The 423-nt window shown below is 50.1% G+C and carries 1 pseudogene; it reads right to left on the reverse strand.

Annotation, left to right across the window (positions count from 1 at the left end):
- Window positions 1–423: pseudogene (locus M3221_RS25695) on the reverse strand (hypothetical protein); the annotation flags it as partial.

Raw genomic sequence — 423 nt, forward strand, 5'->3', positions numbered from 1 at the left:
TAACACTGTCTTGTTTAAGCTCATCGGCTAGCGCAAAGGCTGCCACAGGGGTGTCATCGATACTTACTGCCACTTGACTGGCAATTTGCCAAATGGGATTGGCTTGGGTAGTCGCTGCAGGCAACTGAAGATTGGCAAAACTTGGCGTGCCGATTTTCACCCGCCCAATAGTGGCTACCTGTGCCTGTATCCCCTGCCCGAGCACTGTCTCCACATGGCTTATGGTAAATGCCGCTGGACTTTGAGGCGTATCAGTCTGTTTAGTATAGGATTCAGCATAGTTCACTAGCGTGGTCGCAAGCGGGTGATTCGCATGACGCTCGACACTGGCAACGAGCTGCAGCAGTGCTGCTTTATCTAAGTTAAACAGTTTTAGATTGTCATCTATCAGGTACGCTGCAGATAATTGGGGTTTACCTTGGG

Source organism: Domibacillus indicus, assembly GCF_023715895.1.
Taxonomy (GTDB): domain Bacteria; phylum Bacillota; class Bacilli; order Bacillales; family Domibacillaceae; genus Domibacillus; species Domibacillus indicus_A.